This is a genomic window from Halalkalicoccus sp. CG83 (assembly GCF_037081715.1).
GTDB classification, from domain to species: Archaea; Halobacteriota; Halobacteria; order Halobacteriales; family Halalkalicoccaceae; genus Halalkalicoccus; species Halalkalicoccus ordinarius.
The window spans coordinates 549,600-570,131 of the sequence record NZ_JAZDDH010000002.1; the positions used below are offsets into that span (position 1 = coordinate 549,600).

At 68.0% G+C, this 20,532-nt stretch carries 22 protein-coding genes; 12 read left to right on the forward strand and 10 right to left on the reverse strand.

Annotated features, from left to right (window positions below):
• Positions 1 to 9: 9 nt before the first annotated feature.
• Complete coding sequence (locus V0Z78_RS16475; protein WP_336345760.1) at positions 10 to 672, forward strand: DUF7095 family protein; 663 nt, start codon at positions 10 to 12, stop codon at positions 670 to 672.
• Here the strand turns inward: V0Z78_RS16475 and V0Z78_RS16480 are convergent.
• From V0Z78_RS16480 to V0Z78_RS16490, 3 genes are read right to left on the reverse strand one after another with little or no spacing between them, the layout of a single operon-like run.
• Positions 669 to 1,457, reverse strand: coding sequence for a class I SAM-dependent methyltransferase (locus V0Z78_RS16480; protein WP_336345761.1), 789 nt, complete (start codon positions 1,455 to 1,457; stop codon positions 669 to 671). The two genes, V0Z78_RS16475 and V0Z78_RS16480, sit on opposite strands and share 4 nt — an antisense overlap.
• 3 nt (positions 1,458 to 1,460) lie before the next feature.
• A complete protein-coding gene (locus V0Z78_RS16485) occupies positions 1,461 to 2,300 on the reverse strand; it encodes a deoxyribonuclease IV (protein WP_336345762.1) in 840 nt (279 codons plus the stop codon).
• A 37-nt stretch (positions 2,301 to 2,337) separates the two neighbouring features.
• Positions 2,338 to 2,493, reverse strand: coding sequence for a hypothetical protein (locus tag V0Z78_RS16490; RefSeq protein WP_336345763.1), 156 nt, complete (start codon positions 2,491 to 2,493; stop codon positions 2,338 to 2,340).
• A gap of 359 nt (positions 2,494 to 2,852) precedes the next feature.
• On the opposite strand from V0Z78_RS16490, the gene V0Z78_RS16495 reads away from it, so the two are divergent.
• The 4 genes from V0Z78_RS16495 (at position 2,853) to V0Z78_RS16510 (ending at position 6,949) form a co-directional block, all read left to right on the forward strand.
• The gene (locus V0Z78_RS16495; protein WP_336345764.1) at positions 2,853 to 3,734 is read left to right on the forward strand and encodes a coiled-coil protein; all 882 of its coding nucleotides are present in this window, start codon (positions 2,853 to 2,855) and stop codon (positions 3,732 to 3,734) included.
• 203 nt (positions 3,735 to 3,937) lie between these two features.
• Positions 3,938 to 4,648, forward strand: coding sequence for a class I SAM-dependent methyltransferase (locus tag V0Z78_RS16500; RefSeq protein ID WP_336345765.1), 711 nt, complete (start codon positions 3,938 to 3,940; stop codon positions 4,646 to 4,648).
• Between the two features lie 125 nt (positions 4,649 to 4,773).
• Positions 4,774 to 5,766: a signal peptide peptidase SppA gene (gene sppA, locus V0Z78_RS16505; RefSeq protein ID WP_336345766.1), complete on the forward strand. Its 993-nt coding sequence runs from the start codon at positions 4,774 to 4,776 to the stop codon at positions 5,764 to 5,766.
• Between the two features lie 43 nt (positions 5,767 to 5,809).
• Positions 5,810 to 6,949, forward strand: coding sequence for a DUF373 family protein (locus V0Z78_RS16510; RefSeq protein WP_336345767.1), 1,140 nt, complete (start codon positions 5,810 to 5,812; stop codon positions 6,947 to 6,949).
• On the opposite strand, the gene V0Z78_RS16515 is transcribed toward V0Z78_RS16510, so the two are convergent.
• Positions 6,950 to 7,246: a DUF7577 domain-containing protein gene (locus V0Z78_RS16515; protein WP_336345768.1), complete on the reverse strand. Its 297-nt coding sequence runs from the start codon at positions 7,244 to 7,246 to the stop codon at positions 6,950 to 6,952.
• A gap of 105 nt (positions 7,247 to 7,351) precedes the next feature.
• Here V0Z78_RS16515 and V0Z78_RS16520 point away from each other — a divergent pair, with 105 nt between their 5' ends.
• Positions 7,352 to 8,065, forward strand: a complete 714-nt coding sequence (locus V0Z78_RS16520; protein WP_336345769.1) for a diphthine--ammonia ligase — start codon at positions 7,352 to 7,354, stop codon at positions 8,063 to 8,065.
• A gap of 9 nt (positions 8,066 to 8,074) precedes the next feature.
• On the opposite strand, the gene V0Z78_RS16525 is transcribed toward V0Z78_RS16520, so the two are convergent.
• Positions 8,075 to 9,046, reverse strand: coding sequence for an NDP-sugar synthase (locus V0Z78_RS16525; RefSeq protein ID WP_336345770.1), 972 nt, complete (start codon positions 9,044 to 9,046; stop codon positions 8,075 to 8,077).
• A gap of 102 nt (positions 9,047 to 9,148) precedes the next feature.
• Between V0Z78_RS16525 and V0Z78_RS16530 the strand changes: the two genes are divergently transcribed.
• From V0Z78_RS16530 to V0Z78_RS16540, 3 genes are all read left to right on the forward strand, one after another.
• Positions 9,149 to 9,439, forward strand: a complete 291-nt coding sequence (locus V0Z78_RS16530; protein WP_336345890.1) for a transcriptional regulator — start codon at positions 9,149 to 9,151, stop codon at positions 9,437 to 9,439.
• Positions 9,440 to 9,505: 66 nt separating this feature from the next.
• Entirely contained in the window at positions 9,506 to 10,966 is a 1,461-nt protein-coding gene (locus V0Z78_RS16535) for a dihydrolipoyl dehydrogenase (protein WP_336345771.1), read from the forward strand.
• A gap of 88 nt (positions 10,967 to 11,054) precedes the next feature.
• Complete coding sequence (locus V0Z78_RS16540) at positions 11,055 to 11,411, forward strand: hypothetical protein (protein ID WP_336345772.1); 357 nt, start codon at positions 11,055 to 11,057, stop codon at positions 11,409 to 11,411.
• Between the two features lie 440 nt (positions 11,412 to 11,851).
• On the opposite strand, the gene V0Z78_RS16545 is transcribed toward V0Z78_RS16540, so the two are convergent.
• From V0Z78_RS16545 to V0Z78_RS16565, 5 genes are read right to left on the reverse strand one after another with little or no spacing between them, the layout of a single operon-like run.
• Positions 11,852 to 12,757 carry an aminotransferase class IV gene (locus V0Z78_RS16545; protein WP_336345773.1) on the reverse strand — a complete coding sequence of 302 codons (906 nt, stop codon included), beginning with the start codon at positions 12,755 to 12,757 and terminating at the stop codon, positions 11,852 to 11,854.
• Positions 12,750 to 13,388, reverse strand: coding sequence for an anthranilate synthase component II (locus V0Z78_RS16550; protein ID WP_336345774.1), 639 nt, complete (start codon positions 13,386 to 13,388; stop codon positions 12,750 to 12,752). The genes V0Z78_RS16545 and V0Z78_RS16550 overlap by 8 nt, the downstream gene beginning before the upstream one ends.
• Positions 13,385 to 14,932 carry an anthranilate synthase component I family protein gene (locus tag V0Z78_RS16555; protein WP_336345775.1) on the reverse strand — a complete coding sequence of 516 codons (1,548 nt, stop codon included), beginning with the start codon at positions 14,930 to 14,932 and terminating at the stop codon, positions 13,385 to 13,387. The genes V0Z78_RS16550 and V0Z78_RS16555 overlap by 4 nt, the downstream gene beginning before the upstream one ends.
• 4 nt (positions 14,933 to 14,936) lie before the next feature.
• Entirely contained in the window at positions 14,937 to 15,605 is a 669-nt protein-coding gene (locus V0Z78_RS16560; protein ID WP_336345776.1) for a helix-hairpin-helix domain-containing protein, read from the reverse strand.
• Positions 15,606 to 15,651: 46 nt separating this feature from the next.
• Complete coding sequence (locus V0Z78_RS16565; RefSeq protein WP_336345777.1) at positions 15,652 to 16,455, reverse strand: shikimate dehydrogenase; 804 nt, start codon at positions 16,453 to 16,455, stop codon at positions 15,652 to 15,654.
• A gap of 78 nt (positions 16,456 to 16,533) precedes the next feature.
• Here V0Z78_RS16565 and V0Z78_RS16570 point away from each other — a divergent pair, with 78 nt between their 5' ends.
• The 3 genes from V0Z78_RS16570 to ftsZ all read left to right on the forward strand — a co-directional run bounded on the left by V0Z78_RS16570 (position 16,534) and on the right by ftsZ (position 20,531).
• Positions 16,534 to 17,922 carry a sodium/calcium exchanger protein gene (locus tag V0Z78_RS16570; protein ID WP_336345778.1) on the forward strand — a complete coding sequence of 463 codons (1,389 nt, stop codon included), beginning with the start codon at positions 16,534 to 16,536 and terminating at the stop codon, positions 17,920 to 17,922.
• A 48-nt stretch (positions 17,923 to 17,970) separates the two neighbouring features.
• Positions 17,971 to 19,302, forward strand: a complete 1,332-nt coding sequence (locus V0Z78_RS16575) for a D-aminoacyl-tRNA deacylase (protein ID WP_336345779.1) — start codon at positions 17,971 to 17,973, stop codon at positions 19,300 to 19,302.
• 65 nt (positions 19,303 to 19,367) lie between these two features.
• Positions 19,368 to 20,531, forward strand: a complete 1,164-nt coding sequence (ftsZ, locus tag V0Z78_RS16580) for a cell division protein FtsZ (RefSeq protein WP_336345780.1) — start codon at positions 19,368 to 19,370, stop codon at positions 20,529 to 20,531.
• Position 20,532: the final 1 nt, after the last annotated feature.

Consider the following 20,532-nt stretch of genomic DNA (forward strand, 5'->3'; position numbering starts at 1 on the left):
CGGCCGCTGATGGAACGCGCCGCGGCAGTCGAGCGGATCGAACGGCTCGTCGAAACCGTCGAGACCGATCCGATGCCCGTCCCGATCCGCGAGATCTGGGTCTACGGCGAGGTCTCGCTCGGCCTCGACCCGATCGAACGCCTCGACGTCTACCTCACCAAGGACCTCCTGTTCGCGGGCGGCGAGCGACCGCGAAAGGAGCCCGAGCGCGAGGAGGAGTTCCTCGCTTCCCACGGGATCGAGGGCGTCGGAAAGAGCGTCGACGCCGAATGGGCCGACGAGTTCCCCGAGCACGTCCGCGCGAACGACAACGGTCACGCCGCCCCCGAGAAGTGTCTGGCGGCCCACCTCACCGACCCCGACGAGCCGATCCACCTCGAGGTCTGCAACGCGAGCTTCGAGGACAACGTCACCCAGCGGCTGCGCGGCGCGATGGCACGGGAGGCCTACGAACAGATCCTCGACCCCCGCGGGGTCTGTCTCTGGATCGACGGACGGCGGAGCGAGGAGGCGTTCGAGAAGCTGCGATCCGGCGAACTGGTCCTCCCGACGTTGCCCGAGGCCCTCGGAATGCTCGGCATGGAGGACGACGAGGCCGCCGTCGCGGCGGAGACGCTCCGGAAACGGCGCGAGCACCAGGAGGGTGCGACCGTTCGGGGCGACGTGGTCTAAACCCGGCCGACGGTCACGTAGAACGGCACGGTCTCGGTTCGCTCGTACTCGCCGACCTGCATCTGGTCGATCGTCTCGCGACCCATCCCGCGCCACTCGGCGCGCAGGGAATCGAACTCCTCGACAGTGAGGCTCTCGGCCAGCGTCTCGCGGTCGCTCTCGACGCCCGCGCCCGTCGCCTTTCGGCGGGCGGCCCGAAGCGCGGCCTCGTCGTACGGCGCTTCTACGCGCTTCACGTGGTCGTAACGACGGGTGCGGACGTCGGACAGTCCCGCTTTCTCGAACAGGTCTCCGACGTCGGCTCCGAGGGTGACGTCGGTCCCGACACCCTCGATGTACCGAGCGCGAACCCGGCGCTCGAGACGCGGTTCGCGATCGACCGTCGACTCGACCTCGACCTCGCCGTTGTCGGGCTCGATCGCACAGACGAGATCGGAGGAGACCCGGGCGAACTCCTCGACGGCCTCCCGGGGTTCGGGGAGGTTGATCAGCAGCGCCTGACAGACCACGAGGTCGACGGCGTCGTCCCGAAGGGGGAGCCGGGTGGCGTCGCCCGCCGCCATCGGGGCGTGCTCGTGAGCGACGGCCAGAAGGTCGAGATCGGCGTCGATCCCCACCACCTCGGCGTCGCTCTCTCGGACGAGGACGCGCGTCAGCTCGCCGCTCCCGCAGCCGACGTCGACGATCCGCTCCCGACTGGCGAGCTCGAGGTCAGCCAGTTCCGTCACGTCGTCCCACATCCCTCGGCGCGTCTCCTCGAGGTAGCCGGCGTCGAACCGGCGCATTGACTACGCGCCCGCCCGGAGCTCCCGGACGCGCTCGATGTTCCACTCGTAGCTCCTGCCGTCCTCGGTGGGGGTCTCGAGGACGAACGGCACGTCGCGTTCGCGAAGCTCGGGGTGGTTGACGATCGCCGCCATCCCCTCCTCGCCGATCAGCCCCTCGCCGACGTGGGCGTGTTCGTCCTTGTTGGTGCCGCAGGCGTGTTTCGAGTCGTTGAGATGGATACACCGGAGGTGCTCGAGCCCCACGACGTCGTCGAACTCGCTTACCGTCTCCTCGACGCCCCCGCTCGTCGAGAGGTCGTAGCCCGCGGCGAAGGCGTGGGCGGTGTCGACGCAGACGTCGAGCTCCTGCTCGCTCAGCTCCAGTACGCGTGCGAGGTGGTCGAACTCGCCGCCGAGCTTCGTCCCGCTCCCGGCGTCGCTCTCGATCAGGATCGTCACGTCCTCGGGGACCTCGAGTTCGTCGAGCGCGCTCGCGGCGTTCTCGAGGCCGCCGTCGACCCCCGCGCCGGTGTGGGCGCCGAGGTGGACGTTGACGAACCCGACTCCCAACCGCTCGGCGGCGTCGAGCTCCGCCTGCATGCTCGCGATCGACTTCTCCCGCAGGTCGTCCTTGGGGGTACAGAGGTTCACCAGATACGAGGAGTGGATCACCCACGGGCCGTCGAGGCTCTCGCCCGTCTCCTCGCGGAAGCGCTCGGCCTCCTCCTCGCCGATCTCGGGATGGGCCCAGACCTGCGGCGAGGTGGTGAAGATCTGTCCGCAGTTGCCGCCGACGTCGAGCTGTCGGGTGACGGCGTTGTCGACGCCGCCGGCGATCGAGACGTGTGCTCCAACGCGCATGCGTACGGGAGCCTCCGGGGGAGGATAGGGGCTTCGATCAGTTCCCGTCGCGGGCGACCGTGATCGTCACCGTCCCGCAGCGACACTCGTAGGCGTGCCGGACGCCGCCGCGGGTCTCGACGGTCAGACGCCACTGCTCCTCGCCCAGACGTCGGTCACAGCCCTCGCACGCCGTGTCGAGTCGTTCGAGCATGATATCACCTCGGTGCCAGATCGTCCTTAAACCGAGCCAAGCGCGGAGCGGAAGTGAAAGTGACCACAACGGCCGAAACAGAGGCGCTTGGTAGCGATTTACACGGGTTTCTGACCGCAACAGTTAAACCGATCGTGGCGGTAGTAGGAGGTACCAGAACGCCACCGGCGTTAGGGCAGTATCGCTCGAGAAATGAGAGGGCATCCTTATACTACCGGTCGGACCTACACGGCTGAGTCGCCGACCCGTTCCGGCGACTCAGCCACGGGCGTCCGATCGGCAGTATATACTGGGTTGGTTCCGACGACGAGTGTACGCTGCCGGGTATCGGTGGGGGTATGGCAACGGATTAACTACGCATGGTAGACGAAAGCAAGAACATCGAGGTCACGGAGCAGGACCTCGAAAGCGACTCGAAAGGACAGCTCATCAAACTCGCCGGTCAGCTTCGAGACCGACGAAACGAACTCAACCAGATGGCCTCGGAGCGTGCCTCGAAACGCGACGACCTCAACGCCGCGACGCGCGAGAAGGTCGACGAGGCTCAGGAACACCGCGAGAAGCGCGACGAGCTCAACGAGCAGGTCCAGGAGCACAAACAGAAACGTAACGAGCTCAACGCCGAGGCCAACGAGCTGTTCGAGGAGGTCGAGGGCCGCAAGTCGGACCTCGAACTCGACGAGGGCAAGGACCTCGATCAGCTCGAGGAGGAGATCGAGCAGCTCGAGTTCAAACAACAGACCGAGGTCCTCTCGACCGAGGACGAGCGCGAGCTCATCGAGAAGATCGAGAACAAGCGCGAGGAGTACCGCGAGCGCCAGGAGAAGCTCGAGGGCAACGACGACCTCGAGGAGCTGATCGAGGAAGCCGAGGAGGTCCGCTCGGAGGCCTCGAAACACCACCAGAAGGTGACCGAGCTCGCCGACAAGGCCCAGGAGCACCACAACCAGATGATCGAGGCCTACCGCGAGGCCGACGACATCCGTGACGACGCCGACGAGATGCACGAGGCGTTCGTCGAGGTTCAGGAGGCCGCAGACCAGCACCACGAGGACTTCGTCCGCGTCCAGAAGCGCCTGCGCGAGCTCGACAAGAAGGAGGAGCAACAGCGCAAGTCGAGTCGCGAGGCCGAGCGCGAGGAGGCCAAGGAGGAGGCCGAGGAGATCTACCAGAAGTTCAAGGAGGGCGAGACCCTCGACACCGAGGACCTGATGAAGCTCCAGAAGACGGGGCTTCTCTAGGACCTTTTTACGCCTCGGGGATCGCTTGCTTCGCTCGCGACCCGCTCGGCGCAAAAATCTCCACCAAAAACCGGCACGGCTTCACCGCGTTGGTCCGCTACTGCGGTGGATCCAGCCTCTGAAATCTCTGCAGTGTATTCCGTTTGCTCATCGGTATCGACCCTCGTTACAACTTTATAACACTTGATTGTGTGTCACACAGTGTGACGGGATCCGATCCCTACGGTCGTGCCATCCACGATCACCAGCGCGGGAAACGGGAGCGTCCACTCCTTGAACGAAACGGTGACGAGACGCGCGAACATCCGATCGAACGGTTCTATTTCACCGGGTTTTCCGGCAGCGAATGGATCGAATCCGTCTTCGATGGACCGTTGCTCGATATAGGTGCCGGCGCCGGTCGTCACGCACTCTACTTTCAGGAACGGTTCGAGACCGTCGCCATCGACGTCTCCGAGCGGCTCGTCAAGACGATGCGCGAACGCGGGGTTGAGGACGCCCGCTGCGTCGATATGTTCGCACTTGGGGAGACGTTCGGGCGAGATCGGTTCTGCTCGGCGTTCTCCTACGGCACGCAGGTCGGCCTCGCCGGATCGATGGACGGGCTTCGACGGTTCCTCGCCGACCTTGCGTTCGTGACGACGCCCGAGGCAAGGACGGTTCTCGACGCCTACGACCCGAATCACAAGGGAGCGATCGACTTGCTCGGCTACCGCGCTGACCCAACACCCGGCCTCGCCTACCGGCTCTACTGGTTCGAGTACGACGGCGACGTGAGCGAGCCGCTGCTGTTCCGTCTGTTCAGTCCGAACCGGTTTCAGGAGGCCGCCATCGGAACGGGCTGGAGGGTGACCGAAATACGGCGGGAGCCGGAGGAGGGACATCACTACCGGGCGCTTCTAACGAAGCCCTGATCCGAACTCGGTACCGGCGACGTTGGAGACGCTCGTTACGGCTTCGAAACGGCTCGAACGATCGGCTGCAGACGAAAGGTTAACCGCCCGAGAGCGCAAGCATCGGTTATGACTCGGAGGTTCGTATGAAGGCGGCGGCGCTCGGCCGGGGGGTGATCGCGATCGTCGGCGTTCTCGTCGCGGCGGCGGCGGCGTACGTGCTGTTCATCGCAGTGCCCACGACCGGCGTCGAACTCGTCGGCGTCCTGCTCGTGATCGCGACCGCCATGGCCGGCCTGCGGATGGCGGGCGGGATCGCAGATCGCGTCTTTCCGACGTACAACATCGCCGAAGTCGCCATCGAGGGGCCGATCTCCCGGGACGGCGGTCGGCGCTTCCCGAGCGGCCCGGGAACGACGCCGACCGACGACGTCGTCGAGCAGATCGAATCCGCGAACGAGGACTCGAACGTCGGAGGACTGCTCGTCAAGCTCAACACGCCCGGCGGCGAGGTCGTCCCCAGCGACGACATCCGGCGCGCTGTCGTCGAGTTCGACGGGCCCGCGCTGGCCTACACCACCGACGTCTGCGGCAGCGGCGGCTACTGGATCGCGAGCGGCTGCGACGAGCTGTTCGCCCGCGAGGCGAGCCTGGTCGGGTCGATCGGCGTCATCGGTTCGCGGGTCAACGCCGCGGAGCTCGCCGATCGCGTCGGACTCGAGTACGAACGGTTCGCCGCCGGCGCGTACAAGGACGCGGGCGTGCCGCTGCGCGAGATGGAGGACGACGAACGCGTCTACCTCCAGGGGCTGATCGACGACTTCTACGGCCAGTTCGTCGAGCGTGTTGCCGAGGGGCGCGAGTTGAGCGAGGAGGAGGTCCGGGCAACCGAGGCCCGGGTCTACCTCGGCGAGGAGGCGTTGGAGTTGGGGCTGGTCGACGCGATCGGCACCCGCGAGGACGCCGAACAGCGGCTCGCGGAGCTACTCGAGATCGAGCCGGCCGTTCGGGAGTTCGAGCCGGATCGCGGGATGCTGGATCGAGTCGGCGGAGCGAGCCGGGCGGTGGCCTACGCCTTCGGCGCCGGAGTCGCGAGCGTCTTCGGCGACGCCGACCGCGAGATCGAGATCCGGTTGTAGGGCTGGTGGGTTTTTATCCCACCGTCGACTGTGTCCACGTATCGTGAGTACGCTGGTGGTGTGCCTGGATCGCTCGGGCGACGTCGTCCGGGCGGCCGGCGTCTCTCCGCCGGTCGTCGGCTGGGAAGCCGTCCGTTCGCTGGTGTTGGACGTGGGTCTGGCGGATCCGGAGGACTCGAACGTCAACTGCCTGCTCGAGGCACTGCGGGTCACCCGCGAGCTGCGCGACGGCGACGAGGAGGTGACGGTCGCGGTGCTCGCGGGCGACGGCGACGCCGTCGGTGCCGGACGGGCGATCGCTACCCAGGTCGAGGCGCTTCGCGCCGACGTCGGGGCCGACGCCGCGGTCATCGTCCTCGACTCCTCGGAGGACGAACGGCTCGTCCCCGTGATCGAGAGTCGCCTGCCGGTCGACTCGGTCGACAGGGTCGTCGTCAGACAGGCCCGCGACATCGAGTCGACGTACTACCTGCTGAAACAGTTCCTCGCCGACGAAGAGCTCAGACAGACGACGCTGGTCCCCGTCGGCGTCGCGCTGCTGGTCTTCCCGGTGCTCCTCGCGTACATGACCCCGGTGGTCGCCGTCGCATCGATCGCCGCCGTGGTCGGGCTGTTCCTCCTGTATAAGGGCCTCGGGATCGACCGCTATGTCGCCTCCATGCCCGCCGGGGTCCGCGACGCGCTCTACTCCGGACAGGTGTCGGTCGTCACCTACGTCGTCGCCGCGGGTCTCACGCTGATCGGCGTCTTCGCCGGCCTGCTCGGCGTCTCGAACCTCCCGAGCCACGAGGGTGTGTTCGTCCCCGCGATGCGGTTCGCGTTCGACAGCGTACCCTGGCTCGCGATGGCGGCGCTCGCAGCGAGCACCGGCCGACTGCTCGACGAGACGATCCGTGACGAGCCGGTGGCCGGTTCGTCGTTCAACCTGCCGTTCGGCGTGATCGCGCTCGGCATCGTCGTCCGCGGGTTCTCGGCGTACTTCCTCCAGCGAAGCGACGTCATCGCGCCGACGACGATCCCGCCGCTCGACGTCGGCGTGCTCTCCGTCGAGGGGTTCGTCCTCTCGCCGATCCAGCGTCTCGCCGTCTTCGTCGTCGCCGGCGTCGTCGTGAGCCTCGTGGGCGTCCGCGCCGCCACCTATCTCGGCGGGCCGCCGCCCTCGGAGCCGGAGGCGACCGACTGATCACGGCGAACGCGACGGCCGGTCGTAGGGGCCGCCGAGTTCCGAGATGCAGTTCCAACAGTAGGTGTAGCCCGGCTCGTTCTCGGCGCGACAGATCCCGCAGACGACCGCCGACGAGTTCGAGCCGTCTCCCCGATTCGTCTCGGCGGGGACCGACGACGAGACGCGCGGGTTCGGGGTCGAGGACGCCGTCGGACCGTCGCCGTTCCCGCTTCGGGACCGGAGGAGGTAGCTCACCACCAGGTAGAGGAGGGTGTAGCCGATCAGGAGGCCGGCGAGTAGCTCGACCGAGACCATGGCTCTCTATCGTGTGGTACGGTATCATGGAATATGGGCTTTCGGGCGGTCGGCCGTGGCGGACGATCCACAGCGGCTTTACTCGCGGCTCGCCACCCTCCGTCCATGAACGACGGCGGCGCGTGGATCGCGCTCTTCTCCGGCGGCAAGGACTCCTCGTGGGCGCTGTATCGCGCGCTCGAACGCGGTCTCCCGGTCGAGCGACTCGTCACCGTCCATCCCACCGAGGACTCCTACATGTACCACGTCCCCGCGACCGACCTCGCGGCGCTCGCCGCCGAGAGCATCGGTATCCCGCTGCTCGAGGTCGAGTCGGGCGTCGACGCGAGCGACGTGAGCGACGCCGGTCGCCAGGGCGACGCGGAACTCGAACCGCTCGAGGCGGCGCTTCACGAACTCGACGAGGAGATCGGCGTCGCCGGGATCATCGCCGGGGCGGTCGAGAGCGAGTACCAGACGAGCCGGATCGAGGCGATGGCCGACCGGCTGGGCGCGGAGTCGTTCACTCCGCTCTGGCAGCGCGATCCCCGCGAGCTGGCCGAGGCCATGTTCGAGGCTGGCTTCGAGATCCGCATCGTCCGGGTGGCGGCGGGCGGGCTCGACGAGTCGTGGCTCGGACGCCGGTTCGACCGCGAGGCGCTCTCGGAGCTCGAAGGACTCAACGAGCGCTACGGGGTCCACGTCCTCGGAGAGGGCGGCGAGTTCGAGACGCTCGTGACCGACGGTCCGCACATGAATCGCCCCATCGAACTCGAGTACGATGTCGAGTGGGACGGCAGCCGTGGGACGCTGCGGATCACCGACGCGTGGCTCGGTTAGTCGTGGGCGTTAACCGCCGTTGCCGTCGATCTTCGTGTGCGCGCCGAGCAACGCGCCCGAGAGGTCGATCTCCTCGATCTCGGTCCCCTCGTCGATGATCGTCCGCCTGAGCTCGCAGTTCCTGACGGTAACGTCGGGGAAGATCACCGACCGATCGACGGTCGTCCCCTCCAGACGAGCGCCCGCCATCACCTGGACGTTCTCGCCGATCTCGCACTCCTCGAGCGTGGCCTCGGAATGGACGTGGTTGTCGCCGTTGAGGTGCCACGCGACCGCGTCGAGGTAGCTCTCCGGCGTACCGATGTCGAACCACGCCTCGTCGAAGGTGAACGCGTGGACGGGCTCGCGATCGACGAGCCACTGGATGAACCAGCCCGGTTCGTCCGGGTTGTTCTCGCCCGCGAGATACTCCGAGAGCCGGTCGAGTGAATCGGCGGTGAAGCCGTAGCAGGCGATCGAGACGAGCGTGCTCTTCGGGTCGTCGGGCTTCTCCTCGAAGTCAACGACACGCTCGCCCTCGAGCTCGACCAGGCCGTAGGAGCTCGCTCGTTCGAGCGAGCCGACGTCGTAGGCCGCCAGCACCGGCGTCTCTTTCTGCTCGAAGAAGTCGATGTACTCGCTGATGTCGAAACTGATCAGGTTGTCGCCAGCGATGACGATCGTGTCCTGGGTGACGTCCTCCCGGTCGACGAGCTGGGCGAGCGCGCCGACGACGCCGAACTTCTCGTCCTCCTCGCTGGTGTCCTCGACGCTGACCTGTGGCTTCTCGAACCGGCTCTCCTCGATGTGGTCGTCGAAGGCATCGGCGAACCGTTCGTTGGTGCTGACGTACACCGTCTCGATTCGGTCGTCGGCCTCGAGCTCCTCGAAGATGTGGTCGATCACCGTGCTCTCCCCGATGGGAAGGAACATCTTCGGACGGTGCTTCGTGATCGGCCACAACCGGGTCGCATACCCCCCTGCCAACACCACGGCGTTCATGTGCCGTCATTCACCTCCCTCGGATAAGCCCCTTTTCATTGACATAGAAAGACCGACACGACTGCGACGGAGGTTTCCGTGATCGGCGCGTCGTCCCGATCGATGCGCGAGGACGACGGGACCACCCGCGAACGCATCGCGGACCGACTCCGGGACGAACCTGCGACGCCGAGCGCGATCGCGAGCGAGTTCGCGATCACCGCCGGAAGCGCGATCTCGCACGTCGAGCACGTCTCCCGGTCGATCGACGGCACCGACGAAACGCTCCTGGTCGCCCCGCCCGAGTGTCACGACTGCGGGTTCAGCGACTTCGACGATCCGCTCAACCTGCCCTCGCGGTGTCCCTCGTGTAAGAGCGAGTCGATCTCCGAACCCGCCTTTACGATCGAGTGATTCCGCCTTCCCGGCGCCGGCACACGTCCGGAGAAGGCTGATGGTCACGAGAGGTCTCCAACGTGTATGGACGAGTTCGACTTCCTAGTGATCGGTTCGGGATCCGGACTGGACGTGGCGAACGTGGCCGCGAACCAGGGGCAGTCGGTCGCCGTCGTAGAGAAAGGGGCGCTCGGCGGGACCTGCCTCAATCGCGGCTGCATCCCCTCGAAGATGCTGCTCTACCACGCGGAGGTACTCGAGACGATCGAGCGTGCCGAGGAGTTCGGCATCGACGCGTCGGTCTCGAACGTCGAGTTCGGCGACATCGTTCGCGGGGTCAACGAGGACGTCTCGGGCAACTCCGAGTCGATCCGTAGCGGGCTGCGTTCCTCCTCGAGCCACGAGCTCTTCGAGGGCGAGGCTCGCTTCATCGACGAACGAACCGTCGAGATCTCGGGCGGCGAGGACGACGGCAGCCGGCTCCGGGCGGAGACGGTACTCGTCGCGTCGGGCACCCGCCCGGCGATCCCGCCCATCGACGGCATCGAGGAGATCGACTACCTGACCAGCACCGAGGCACTCCAGCTCGAGGAGCCGCCCGACCACCTCGTCATCGTGGGTGGGGGGTACATCGCCGCCGAGATCGGACAGTTCTTCGGCACGTTCGGGAGCGACGTGACGATCGTCGGCCGACGTTCGAACCTGCTCCCGGACGCGGACGAGGAGGTCGCTGCGGCGTTCACCGAGCGGTACGCCGATCGGTTCGACGTCTATACCGGTTACGAGGCCATCGCGGCCTCGTCGTCCGACGGAGAGGTGACCGTGGAGGCCCGGCCGTATTCCGAAGCCCCGGCGGTCAGGAACGGTGGGACCGCGGAGTCGGAGCCCGAGGATGCCAACCCGATCAGCGTCACCGGCGACGCGCTGCTGGTCGCGGCGGGACGCGTCCCCAACACCGACACGCTGAACGTCGAGGCCGCCGGAATCGAGACCGACGAACGGGGGTTCGTCGAGACCGACGAGTACCTACGAACGACGGCCGACGGTGTCTGGGCGCTCGGCGACGTCGTCGGCGAGTACCTCCTGAAACACAGCGCCAACCACGAGGCCCGTGCGGTCGCGGGGAACATCTACGGCGACGATCTCCAGCCCGTCGACTACACCGCGATGCCGTTCGCCGTCTTCGCCTCCCCGGAGGTCGCCGGAGTCGGCGCCCGCGAACAGGAGCTCCGCGCAGCCGACGACGAGTACGCGACCCGGATCTATCGGTACGAGGATACCGCCCGGGGGGATGCAATGAAGGTAGAGGGGTTCGTGAAGGTCCTGATCGACCTCGACGGGGAGATCCTCGGCTGTCACATCATCGGACCCGAGGCCTCGAACCTCATTCAGGAGGTCGTCGTCGCGATGAAGTCGGGTTCCGGGTCCGTTCGGGACATCCGTGACGCCGTCCACATCCACCCGGCGCTGTCGGAGGTCGTCCAACGTGCGTTCTCCGGACAGTTCTCCCGCGGCGGCGACCACGACCACCACCATCACGGCTGACTCGTCGTCATAAAGCGGGGGCGACGTTGCGATACCGGCGCACATCCGCCTCCGACGTTTACGTCCGAGGGCACTACGGGGAAACGCAATGGTAAACGCAGCCATCGTCATTCTGGCAGGTACCGAATCGCACAGCGACGTCGGACGCCTCGCGAACGGTCTCGAGGCCGCAAAGGAGTTCGCCGAGACGGAGGGTGACGAGGTCGAACTCATCTTCGACGGCGCCGGGACCCAGTGGGTCCCCGAGCTCGAGGACGAGGACCACGACTACCACGACCTCTATCAGGCCGTCAGTGACGACGCGGCCGCCTGTGACTACTGCGCCGGCGCCTTCGGCGTCGGCGACGCGATCGAGGACGCGGGCGTAGCCCGCATCGACGAGCACGACGGCCACCCCAGCATCCGATCGCTCGTCGACGACGACCACGAGATCATCACGTTCTAAGCCGCCGTTTCGAGGACTCCCGCGTCCGAACACGGTTCGGCCCTCCCTCCTCGATCGCCGTTTCTTGCTCGATTCGCTGGCACGAGGAGCGCTCGTCGACGGCGGGCTCGGTTTCTCTCGTCGGACGAGCGTCTCGTTAGCTCGGTCGAGTAGGCGCCGCCGTCCTCGACGGTGATCTCGACGGCTTTCAGCGACGCCCCCGTACGGGAGTCGTCGCAGTGCTTCTCGAACGCCGCCCCGTGTTCTCGATCGATGATCCGGTCGTCACGGGTCGTCGCCTCGACCCGCCATCGAGACTGACGTCCGTCCTGAGGGCAGGAGTTCTGCCGGTCGTGGATCGTTCGTCGATCCGGGCGGAGGCGGCCTCGCGCCCCTCGGCGTGCCCGTCGACACGGTCGTTGCGGACCGCGAACGACGACGCGACCCTCCGCGGCAGCTCCTCACTCCACCGGTTCGTAGTGGGCGGCCACCCGTTCGTCGAACGCCCGTCGGAGCCGGTCGGTCACCGGACCGCAGCCGATCACCGTCCCGTCGACGCTCGCGATCGGCCGTAGCTCCCAGGTCGTGTTCGTGAGGAACCCTTCGTCGGCGTCGAGCAGCTCCTCGACCGCGTACGTCCCCTCCTCGATCGCGATCCCAGCCGATTCAGCCAGTTCCAGCACGATCGCTCGCGTCACGCCCGGCAGCACCGGCCCCTCCAGCGACGGCGTCCGCAGCACGCCGTCCCCGACGAAGAAGATGTTGCTCGTCGCCCCCTCGGTGAGGGCGTCGGCGCCGTCGAGCATGATCGCCTCGTCGGCGTCCGTCTCGCGACACTCGAGACGCGCGAGGATCCCATTGAGGTAGTTGTGGGTCTTCGTCCGGGCGGGGAGCGCGGTCGTGGGGATCCGCCGCGTCTCGGCGATCGTCGCTCGTGCGGGGCCGTCCCACACCGATTCGCCGCCCGGCCCGCCGCGGGGAAGAGGTGCGACGATCACGACGACGGTCGGCTCCACCGCGGATCGGGGCGTCAGTTTCCCAGGCTGGACGCCACGGGTAATCGACAGTCGGACGTAGGCGTCCGCGAGGTCGTTCGCCACGAGCGTCGCGTCGATCCGATCGCGCAGGTCGTCGTCCGCGATCCCGTGATCGAGCCCGATCGCCTCACAGGTGCCCGCCAGCCGGTCGGCGTGGGCCTCCCACTCGAAGGGCTCGCCGCCGTACACTCGAAGGGTCTCGAAGGCGGCGTCGCCGTACGTGAACCCTCGATCGCGGACGTTCACGGTCGCCTCGGAGGCGGCGACGAGTTCGCCGTCGACGTGGTAGACGAGTTCGTCCTCGCCCGTTCCGCTCGCGCCCTCAACCATCGCCCTCCTCACAGATCCCGACGAAGTTCTCGATCATTCGCTTGCCGTCGGCGGTCAGGACGCTCTCCGGGTGGAACTGGACGCCGACGTGGGGCCGATCGCGACGTCTGACGCCCATCACCACCTCCCGGTCGTCCGCCGTGCGCGCGGTCTCGATCAGCCCATCGGGCAGGTCCTCGCGTTCGACGCCCAGCGAGTGATACCGCCCGACCTCGAGGTGCGCGGGCAGCCCCTCGAAGATCCCTCGCCCGTCGTGGCTCACGATCGAGGGCTTCCCGTGGACGACGTCGGGCGCGTGCCCCACCCGCGTCCCGAGCGCCGCACACAGCGCCTGGTGGCCGAGACAGACGCCGAGGATCGGCCGTTCCAGTTCGAACGTCTCGATCGAGATTCCCGCCTCGGCCGGCGTTCCGGGACCGGGTGAGATCACCAGTCCGTCCGGGTCGAGGTCATGGACCTCCTCCAGCCCGATCGCGTCGTTGCGCCGGACGACCACCTCGCCGGCGAACTCGCCGACGTACTGGACGAGGTTGTAGACGAACGAGTCGTAGTTGTCGATCACGAGGATCCGCGCCCCGCCGGGGACGTTCCCCGCTACCCCCGATCGAACCGACTCGAAGGTCCGGCTCATTCGCCCGCCTCCACGGTGACGGTCATCCGTTTCGACTCGAGCGCCTCGTCGATCGCGGTGATCAGCGCCCGTCCCTTCGCGAGCGTCTCCTCGTACTCGTGCTCGGGCACCGAGTCGTGGACGATCCCCGCACCGACCCGGAGGTCGTACTCCCCGGCGTGGCGTACGAGCGTCCGGATGACGATGTTACACGTCGCCCGGTCGTCGAACCCGAAGATCCCGATACTGCCGGTGTAGGGCCCTCGTCGGGTGGTCTCGACCTCGTCGATGATCGCCATCGTCCGCGGCTTGGGCGCGCCCGTGATCGTCCCCCCGGGGAAGACGGCCCCGAGCGCGTCGGCGATCGAGACCCCCTCGCGGCGCCGCCCCTCGACCAGCGAGACCAGGTGCATCACCTCGGAGTAGCGGTCCACGCGGCGGTACTCGCTCACCTCGACGGTGCCGAACGCACAGACCTTCCCGAGGTCGTTTCGCTCGAGATCGACGAGCATCGCGTGCTCGGCTCGTTCCTTCTCGTCACCCAGGAGTTCGGCCTCGTATCGCTCGTCGGCCTCGGGCGTCCCGCCGCGTGGTCGGGTTCCCGCGATCGGCTCCGTGACGAGCCGGTCGCCGTCGACCTCGATCAGCAGTTCGGGGCTCGCGCTCACCAGGTCGTGGTCCCGGCGCTCGAGCAGCGCGGAGTAGGGCGCGGGGTTGACCGCCCGGAGCGCGGAGAACGCCGTGACGGGGTGGACCGCCGCCGGCGCGGAGAGCCGCTGTGAGACGTTGGCCTGGAACGTCTCGCCGTCGCGGATCCGCCGTTTCACGCGATCGACGCGCCGGGAGAACGCCTCGCGTCCGCAGTCGCTCTCGAAGCGTGCGGTGGGTGGCGTCGATCTCCCGACGCCGGAGGACACGCCGTCCTCCGAGCCTCCGGTCGCCCCGTCCTCGGAGACGTCCGGTTCGCCCTCGCGGATCCGCTCCGCGAGCGCGAGCGCCCGCCGTCGGCCCCGGTCGTAGGCCGCCACGGGGTCCCCGTCGATCCGTGGACAGGCGGTGATCCGGAGCGTCGTCTCGCCCTCCCAGGGCTCCTCCCACGCGGCCAGCCGGTCGTAGACCGCGAGGTCGAGCCTGGGGAGGCCGCGGTCGTCCGTCGTGGCGTCGGGGAGCGACTCGAGTTCGCGTGCGACGTCGTAGGAGAGCCAGCCGATCGCTCCGCAGGGGTACGGGACCGTACAGGCACCCCGGACCAGCGACTCGCCGTCTAGCAGCCCCTGAAGGGCCGAAAGCGACGCCGAACCCCCGCCGATCGCGACGGCCTCGGCACCGACCCGGAGCCGTTCGACGGGATCGACGCCGAAGTAGCCCCAGCCCGGCTGGCCGCCGGTCGTCTCGAGGTAGCTGCCGCCTTCGGCGTCGCGCGCACGCCGGTACGCCTCGAAGGGGTCGTCCACGCGCAGGCGGTACTCGATCGGGATCCGAACGTCGGTGTCGCTCCCCGCGGCGAGCGTGAGAAATCGGTCGCGGCTCGTGTGGAGGACTGCCCCCGTCTCCCCCTCGTCCATGCGACTACCTAGAGCGGGCGCGCTCGATCCATCCCCGGATGCGCTTCGTCGAGAGGCCGGTGTCGTCGGCGAGCGCGTCGGCGTCGGCGTCGGCGAGCTCGTCGACCGTCTCGACGCCGGCCTCTGAGAGCGTGGTTTCATAGGAGGGTCCGATTCCCTTGATGTCCTGAAGCGCCTCGTCACTCGATCCGCTGCCGTCGCCGGTCGAACCCTCGTCCTCCGTCTCGGACTCGACCTCCGGTGCCGGCCCGCTTCCCGTCTCTCCCTCGGGTTCGGGTGTATCGACGTCGGGCTCGACGTCGACCGTCCCGTCGACTACGGCGCCGTCCTCGGAGGACTCGCCCGTCTCGGCGGGCGCCGGCTCGGCCGTCTCGGTTCCGGGGGCGTCCGTCCCCGGCGGGGCCTCCTCGGGGTTCGTCGCCGCCGCCTCGTCGATCGACTCCTCGGCCTCGGTCTCGGCCGGTTCCTGCTCGATCGATCCGGACTCGGCGCCGGAGTCGATCGGCGGGCCCTCGGACTCCGATCCCGCCGCTGATGCGGATTCGGACGCCGTCCGGTCGTCGCTATGGTCGTGTTCGACGGTGACGCCGACGGCGTCGTCGTCGGATCGATCGCTGCTCGACCGCCCATCGTCGAGTCCGAGCAACGATTTCAGCTTCGTGAGCAGTGGCATTGAGAGCAACTAACGTGCCGACATGCTTAAAAGCGTTCGGACTGTCCTACGTGAGTTCGCTCCGCAGGACGTCGTTCATCACCTCGACGGGCGCCTCCTGGCCGGTCCAGCGCTCGAACGCCGCGACCGCCTGGTAGAGCAGCATCCACGCCCCGTCGATCGTCGTCGCGTCGGCGGCAGCGGCGTCCCGTAACAGTCGCGTCTCGAGGGGCTGATAGACGATGTCCATGACCGTCAGACCCCGGTGTAGCGCGTCGGCGGGCACCGGCGACTCGTCGCCTTCCATCCCGACGCTGGTGGCGTTCACCAGCACGTTGGCGTTCGCGAGCAGGTCGTTGAGGGCGCTGAGACCGTGGCCGGTCGCGTTCGGGACCGCCGTCGCGAGTTCCTCGGCGCGCTCCTCGGTCCGGTTGGCGATCGACACCGTCGCGCCCGCATCCGAGAGCGCGAAGGCGACGGCGCGCCCCGCCCCGCCCGCGCCGACCAGCACCGCCCGCGCGCCGTCGAGCGCGACGTCGTGGCGCTCGAGCGCGCGTCGCGCCCCGACTGCGTCGGTGTTGTGCCCCGTGGGTCGGTCCCCGCCGAAGTCGATCGTGTTGACGGCCCCGATCCGGTCGGCGAGTTCGTCGAGTTCGACGAACGAGATGGCGTCCTGCTTGAACGGAATCGTGACGTTCAGCCCGCGGACGCCGAGCGCCCGTGCGCCCTCGATCGCCGTCCCGAGCTCCGACGGCTCCGGCTCGAACGTCGCGTAGCAGGCGTCCATCCCGAACTCCCGGTAGGCGGCGTGGTGGATGCGCGGCGACAACGAGTGACCGACGGGATTGCCGAGTAGGCCGTACACCTGCATGAGCAGGTCGTCGTGATCCTCGCCGATAAACGGACCGGAACACAAGAGATAGGTACGTGCCTCCCGCCCTTTCGGACGATGCTGCAGCGCCTCCGCCATCCGCTCAACGCAGTCGCTCTGACCGTTCTCCTTACCCTTCCGTGGGTCTACACGGCGCTCTCACACGGCGGTCACGTCGAGCCGGGCGAACCGTACTCCGCGGCCCTCACCGTCGCCGTATCCGGCATCGCGGTGCTCGGATCGGCGTTCCTGCTGGCGTGGGGTGCCGAAACCGCCGAGAAGGACGTCCCCCGGGCGTTCGCCATCGCCGTCCTCGCGGTGCTCGCGGTCGCTCCCGAGTACGCCGTCGACGCGCTCTACGCCTGGCAGGCCGGCGCGCTGGAGGGGACCCAGCGGGGCGCCGACGCCGCCAACCTCGCCGTCGCGAACATGACCGGCGCGAACCGGATCCTCATCGGCATCGGGTGGTCGGCCATCGCGCTCTTTACCGTCTACCGGTCGGGTGCGTCCGAGGATCCCGCGGTCCGCCATCGCGAGGGGTTCCTCCGTAACGCGGTCTCGCTGGATCGCGACATCGGCGTCGAGATCACGTTCCTGTTCGCGGCCACGCTGTTCGCGTTCGTCGTTCCGTTCAGCATGGCGACGGTCGACGGCGGCGGCGCGGCCGGCGGGATCGGCCTCCTCGATACCTTCGTCCTCGTCGGCCTCTACGCGCTCTACATCGCCATCATCGTCCGCGGCGACGTCGAACACGGTGAGGAACACGTCGGCGTCCCCGCCTACTTACAGACGTTTCCGAAGCCCGCCCGCGTCGCCACCGTGCTCCTGCTGTTCGCCTACTCCGGCACGATGATCTACACCGCCGTCCACCCGTTCGCGTCGGGCCTCGAGACCATCGGCCTGCAGAACGGCATTCCCGAGTTCTTCATGATCCAGTGGGTCGCGCCGCTCGCGAGCGAGAGCCCCGAGCTCATCGTCGTCGCCTACCTCGTCAACAAGGCGCGCTCGACCGCCGGGTTCAACGCGCTCATCTCCTCGAAGCTCAACCAGTGGACCCTGTTGATCGGGACGCTCGCGGTGGTCTACTCCATCGCCGCAGGCCATCTCGGTGCACTCCCGTTCGACGAGAAGCAGGTCGCGGAGATCTGGATCACCGCCGCCCAGAGCCTCTTCGCCATCGCGATCCTCATCAACTTCGAGATCACCATGCGCGAGGCAGTCTCACTGCTCGTGCTGTTCCTCTCGCAGGTCATCATCGAGTTCGCCATCATCCGCACCTATCCGGAGGCGGTCGCCGAAGCGATCAGCATCGACGTCCTCTACGCGTACACCGCAGTCTACCTCGTGATCGCCGGCTACCTGCTCGTGACCCGTCGTCACGAACTTCGGGCCCTGTTCGCCCAGGCGGGCACGACCGCGCGAGAGGCCTTTCGGCCCCGAAGCACGCCAACCGAAGGCGCCGACTGACCGGATCGATCCCGACCGGCTTTTGTCCTCGATCCCGTACGGACGGCCGTGATCGCCATCGTCGTCAGCCGCGCCGACGCCGCCTCCGAGCGGATCGGCCAGCAGCTCCTGAACATCGCCGACTGGAACGCCCGCGAGGATTCCACCTACGTCGACGCCGAGGGCGGGGGGACTTACTACCGTCTCGACGCCGACGGGAGGACGTTCGAGCTCCGAACGTTCGACGAGTGGCACGTCGAACTCGAGGACACCGCCGAACCCTTCGCGGACCCCGACCTGCTGGTGTTCGCCTCGAGACACTCGGGCGAGACCGGACCGCTCCTGACGGCACACTTCACCGGCAACTTCGGATCCGCGGAGTTCGGCGGGCACGACCGCGAACTCGCCGAGGCCGCGCCGGTCGCGCACAAACGACTGCTCGAGCGGTTCCGCGAGCACGCCCCCGAGGGCTACGACGTGGGCACCGAGTGCACCCACCACGGGCCGACTACCCTCGCCGTGCCGTCGCTGTTCGCCGAACTCGGTAGCGGCGAGGCACAGTGGTCCGACGACGCGGGCGCCCGTGCGGTCGCTCGCTCCGTGCTCGACCTCGGAAGCGCGGAGCTCCACGAGGGACGGCGACTCGTCGCGTTCGGCGGCGGTCACTACGCCCCGCGACCCGAGCGTATCGTGCGAGAGACGCCGTGGGCGGTCGGCCACGTCGGCGCCGACTGGTGTCTGGAGGCGATGGGCGCGCCCGACCCCGATGTCATCGAGAGGACGTTCGAGCGGAGCGACGCCGACCTCGCGACGGTCGACGGCGACTACCCCACCCTCGAGTCGACCATCGAGGAGCTCGGTCACCGCGTCGTGAGCGAGACGTGGGTCCGGGAGGTCGGCGGGACGTCGCTCGACCTCGTCGAGCGGCTCGAGAGCGAGCTGACGCCGATCGACTCGGGGCTCCGGCTGGGCGAGGGTGCCCGCGAGCAGGTCGACGAGTACGCCGTCGATCCCTTCCCAACCGAGCTGATCGAAACCGCTCGCGCCGTCGACACCGACGCCGTCAGGGAGGCGGTCGAGACCCACGCGCTGGCGTTCGAGACCGAGGAGGGCGGCGCCCGGGTCGACGGACGGGCGGCGTTCGTCCCCGGCGAGCGCGAGTCGCTGGTCGAGGCGCTCGCCGGGGTGCTCGAACGCGAGTACGAGGTCCGCCGCGAGCCGGAGGCGATCGTCGTGCGCGAGCGGGCGTTCGATCCCGAGAAGGCCGCCACCCTCGGCGTTCCCGAGGGGCCGGCGTTCGGCCGGCTCGCTTCGGGCGACAGCGTCGAGGTCGACGGCCGGACGATCGAGCCCGAGGCGGTCCACACCGAACGCGTCAGACGCCTGTCCCGCTCCGCGTGAGCGTCGGACGCGCGTCGGACGAGAAGGGAAAAGCCATTACGGTGGATACGCAACAGGTCGCAAGAATGGACTCAATCATTCAGGACGCCGTCGAGAACGCCGACGAGGACGAGTCGGCGGCGACGGCACCCGAGACCGAGGACGAGGACGGCGACGGCGTCGCCCCCGAGGTGAGTCGGTCGGGACAGATGACCGACGAGGAGCTGCACAGCGTACTCGAGGACCTCCAGACCAACATCACCGTCGTGGGCTGTGGCGGCGGTGGCGGCAACACCGTCCACCGGATGGAGGAGGAGGGGATCCACGGCGCGAAGCTGGTCGCCGCGAACACGGACGTCCAGCACCTCGTCGAGATCGAGTCCGACACGAAGATCCTGCTGGGCGAGCAGAAGACCCGTGGCCGCGGCGCGGGCTCGCTCCCGCAGGTCGGCGAGGAGGCCGCCCTCGAGAGCCAGGACGAGATCTACGACGCGATCCAGGGTTCGGACATGGTGTTCGTCACCGCGGGGCTAGGCGGCGGCACCGGCACCGGCGCCGCACCGGTCGTCGCGAAGGCCGCCCGCGAGTCTGGCGCGCTCACCATCGCGATCGTCACGACGCCGTTCACGGCGGAGGGCGAAGTCCGAAGAACGAACGCCGAGGCGGGCCTCGAGCGGCTTCGCGACGTCGCCGACACCGTGATCGTCGTTCCGAACGACCGGCTGCTCGACGCGGTCGGCAAGCTCCCCGTGAAGCAGGCGTTCAAGGTCGCGGACGAGGTGCTCATGCGCTCGGTGAAGGGGATCACGGAGCTGATCACCAAGCCAGGCCTCGTCAACCTCGACTTCGCGGACGTCCGCACGGTGATGGAGAAGGGCGGCGTCGCGATGATCGGGCTGGGCGAGAGCGACTCCGAGTCGAAGGCGAAGGACTCCGTCAAGAGCGCGCTTCGCTCGCCGCTTCTCGACGTCGACATCTCCGGGGCGAACTCCGCGCTGGTGAACGTCACCGGCGGCTCGGACATGTCCATCGAGGAGGCGGAAGGCGTCGTCGAGGAGATCTACGAGCGGATCGACCCCGACGCGCGCATCATCTGGGGCACCTCCGTCGACGAGGAGCTCGAGGGCGCAATGCGCACGATGATCGTCGTCACCGGCGTCGACTCCCCACAGATCTACGGCCGGGGCGAGGAGACCAAACAGCAACAGCAGAGCAGCGGGCAGATCCAGGACATCGACTACGTCGAGTAGC

Coding starts and splice junctions, on each gene's coding strand:
- V0Z78_RS16475 (WP_336345760.1), top strand. CDS start 10: ATGGAACGCGCCGCGGCAGTCGAGCGGATCGAACGGCTCGTCGAAACC.
- V0Z78_RS16480 (WP_336345761.1), bottom strand. CDS start 1,457: ATGCGCCGGTTCGACGCCGGCTACCTCGAGGAGACGCGCCGAGGGATG.
- V0Z78_RS16485 (WP_336345762.1), bottom strand. CDS start 2,300: ATGCGCGTTGGAGCACACGTCTCGATCGCCGGCGGCGTCGACAACGCC.
- V0Z78_RS16490 (WP_336345763.1), bottom strand. CDS start 2,493: ATGCTCGAACGACTCGACACGGCGTGCGAGGGCTGTGACCGACGTCTG.
- V0Z78_RS16495 (WP_336345764.1), top strand. CDS start 2,853: ATGGTAGACGAAAGCAAGAACATCGAGGTCACGGAGCAGGACCTCGAA.
- sppA (WP_336345766.1), top strand. CDS start 4,774: ATGAAGGCGGCGGCGCTCGGCCGGGGGGTGATCGCGATCGTCGGCGTT.
- V0Z78_RS16515 (WP_336345768.1), bottom strand. CDS start 7,246: ATGGTCTCGGTCGAGCTACTCGCCGGCCTCCTGATCGGCTACACCCTC.
- V0Z78_RS16520 (WP_336345769.1), top strand. CDS start 7,352: ATGAACGACGGCGGCGCGTGGATCGCGCTCTTCTCCGGCGGCAAGGAC.
- V0Z78_RS16525 (WP_336345770.1), bottom strand. CDS start 9,046: ATGAACGCCGTGGTGTTGGCAGGGGGGTATGCGACCCGGTTGTGGCCG.
- V0Z78_RS16530 (WP_336345890.1), top strand. CDS start 9,149: ATGCGCGAGGACGACGGGACCACCCGCGAACGCATCGCGGACCGACTC.
- V0Z78_RS16535 (WP_336345771.1), top strand. CDS start 9,506: ATGGACGAGTTCGACTTCCTAGTGATCGGTTCGGGATCCGGACTGGAC.
- V0Z78_RS16540 (WP_336345772.1), top strand. CDS start 11,055: ATGGTAAACGCAGCCATCGTCATTCTGGCAGGTACCGAATCGCACAGC.
- V0Z78_RS16545 (WP_336345773.1), bottom strand. CDS start 12,757: ATGGTTGAGGGCGCGAGCGGAACGGGCGAGGACGAACTCGTCTACCAC.
- V0Z78_RS16550 (WP_336345774.1), bottom strand. CDS start 13,388: ATGAGCCGGACCTTCGAGTCGGTTCGATCGGGGGTAGCGGGGAACGTC.
- V0Z78_RS16555 (WP_336345775.1), bottom strand. CDS start 14,932: ATGGACGAGGGGGAGACGGGGGCAGTCCTCCACACGAGCCGCGACCGA.
- V0Z78_RS16560 (WP_336345776.1), bottom strand. CDS start 15,605: ATGCCACTGCTCACGAAGCTGAAATCGTTGCTCGGACTCGACGATGGG.
- V0Z78_RS16565 (WP_336345777.1), bottom strand. CDS start 16,455: ATGCAGGTGTACGGCCTACTCGGCAATCCCGTCGGTCACTCGTTGTCG.
- V0Z78_RS16570 (WP_336345778.1), top strand. CDS start 16,534: ATGCTGCAGCGCCTCCGCCATCCGCTCAACGCAGTCGCTCTGACCGTT.
- ftsZ (WP_336345780.1), top strand. CDS start 19,368: ATGGACTCAATCATTCAGGACGCCGTCGAGAACGCCGACGAGGACGAG.